Annotated in this window: 1 protein-coding gene and 1 pseudogene; one reads left to right on the top strand and one right to left on the bottom strand. The window is 61.3% G+C overall.

What is annotated here, in order from left to right:
- Nucleotides 1-71 precede the first annotated feature (71 nt).
- On the bottom strand, nt 72-1289 hold the full coding sequence (gene hutI / locus RTM06_RS18760; RefSeq protein ID WP_312184213.1) for an imidazolonepropionase: 1218 nt from the start codon (nt 1287-1289) through the stop codon (nt 72-74).
- An 85-nt stretch (nt 1290-1374) separates the two neighbouring features.
- Between hutI and RTM06_RS18755 the strand changes: the two are divergent.
- Nucleotides 1375-1519: pseudogene (locus RTM06_RS18755) on the top strand (formimidoylglutamate deiminase); the annotation flags it as partial.

The following is a 1519-nucleotide window of genomic DNA, read 5'->3' as shown; positions in this document are numbered from 1 at the left end:
CGTTAATTGCGTACCAGCGTGCGGAATGCTGACCAGCAGCGGAACATTACCGGCGGTGAAATGAAAAGGTGTCATTGCGCTTCTCCACGATAAATAACCTGGCACGGCAATTCGCCGCCCAGCCAGTAAACCAGCTCTGCCGGACGCGCCAGCGGCCAGTGAACAAAATTCGCCACCTTGCCCGCTTCCAGCGAACCGTGCGAGTGCTGTAAGCCCAGCGCTTTCGCGCCCCACAAGGTCACGCCCGCCAACGCCTCTTCCGGCGTTAAACCAAACAGCGTGCAGCCCATGTTCAGCATCAAACGCAGCGACAGCGCCGGTGAGGTGCCCGGATTGGCATCGCTGGCCAGCGCCATCGGCACGCCGTGTTCACGGAATAGCGCCACCGGCGGACGCTGGATTTCGCGCAACAGATAAAACGCGCCCGGCAGCAACACCGCAACGGTGCCGTGCTGCGCCATCGCTTGCGCATCCGCTTCGGTAGCGTACTCCAGATGATCGGCGGAGAGCGCACCGTAACCCGCCGCCAGCGCCGCGCCGCCGAGCGCCGATAGCTGCTCGGCGTGCAGTTTCACCGGCATGCCCAATGCTTTGGCTGCATCAAAGACCGTGCGAACTTGCTCAGGAGAAAAGGCCAAATGCTCGCAAAACGCATCTACCGCATCCGCCAAACCTTCGGCTTTCACCTGCGGCAGCAGGCGCTGGCAGATGATATCGATCCAGCCTTGCGGATTGTCTTTAAACTCCGGCGGGAAGCCGTGCGCAGCCAGGCAAGTAGCTTGCACATCGGCGGGCACCGTTTCCGCCAGCTCACGAATGGCGCGCAGCATGGTCAGCTCGCTGGCTTCATCAAGACCGTAACCGGATTTGATCTCCACCGTGGTGACGCCTTCCGCCAGCAGGCGATCCAGCCGCCAGCGCGCACTTGCCACCAGCTCTTGCTGGGAAGCGGCGCGGGTGGCGCGCACCGTGGAGAGAATGCCGCCGCCCTGCGCAGCGATTTCTGCATAGCTCACGCCATTGAGACGCTGCTCAAACTCCTGGCTGCGATCGCCGCCAAACACCAGATGCGTATGGCAATCCACCAAACCAGGCGTGATGATGCCGCCGGAAAATTGGTGCTGTTCACGCGCGGCAAAAGCCGGGCATTCTCTGCGCGGCCCCACCCAAATCAGTTTTCCCTGATCGACCGCCAGCGCGCCGTCGGCAATCAGATTGTAGTGTCCGTCACGCATCGTAACGATGTCGGCCCCCAGCCACAGGCTGTCGATCTGCTCTGTTTCTGCCATCCCACTCCCCTTCGCGTTCGGCGATTTACACCAGGCTTCAAAGTATGTATATGTATATACAACCTTTCGCCATGCAGGATCAACCATGACAACCTATTTTGCCCCACGCGCGCTGCTGGCCGACGGCTGGCATGAGCGCGTGCTGATGACCACCAACGCAGCTGGACAGATCACACAACTCGCGCCCAACAGCGAGCCCGGCGATGCCACGCGTCTTGCCGGACCGGTAA

Source organism: Pantoea sp. CTOTU46764, from assembly GCF_031974595.1.
In the GTDB taxonomy this organism is placed as follows: domain Bacteria; phylum Pseudomonadota; class Gammaproteobacteria; order Enterobacterales; family Enterobacteriaceae; genus Pantoea; species Pantoea trifolii.
Note: the sequence above shows the minus strand (reverse complement) of the source record. Positions and strands in the feature narration are given on the sequence as shown.